General features: G+C 45.6%; 1 protein-coding gene. It reads right to left on the bottom strand.

What is annotated here, in order from left to right:
• Window positions 1-197: 197 nt before the first annotated feature.
• The coding region (locus tag AC5V8P_RS25910) for an O-antigen ligase family protein (protein WP_495474098.1) at window positions 198-653 on the bottom strand (456 nt) is incomplete at its 5' end.

Here is a 653-nt window from a genome sequence, read left to right on the forward strand (position 1 = left end):
ATGGTGAAGTAATGGAGACGGCGGAGAAGGTTCGTGAACAATTTCTGAAACTGGTACTGGCAATTATTCCACAAATGTAGATGGAATAAAGTTTTCCGTCAGAACGGTAGACATATCCAAAGAACCCCATATCCGAGCGCCTTTTGACGGCGTAGGATACGGGGTTCTTTTTACATGCCACAGTTGAGCACTATCGCCTAGCGAAAAGGGCGTGTGCTCCATGCAGCTGTATTCGCCTTTTCTGCTACAGCTAGTCGATGTCGTTCTTGCACCTTGATCACAATCACCATAAAGATAATCCAGTAAATGGCTAAGGAATTCAGGAAACGACTATCCGTTATATTGTTTAATACGATGAACAGGAAAAAAACGACTGCCGTCAGCCATGTATACATATCAGTTTTGCCAATTCTGAATTTAAATAGGGTAGTTACAACGAGTACAACCGTTGCAAGTAGTCCTACAAGACCCACATCAATCCACAGATCTCGAAAGCCGCTATGGCTGCTTGTCAGATCAAAGCGGATGCCATTCGCATAAATGCTGGGCCGGGCTGCCCAGAAGGAGCCGTAACCATGGCCGAACCAGTAGTGGCTCTGAATAGCACCATCAATTCCCTGCCAGATTTCCGTTCTTCCGGTTAAGGTTGTTGT

The organism is Paenibacillus sp. N119s (assembly GCF_059447605.1).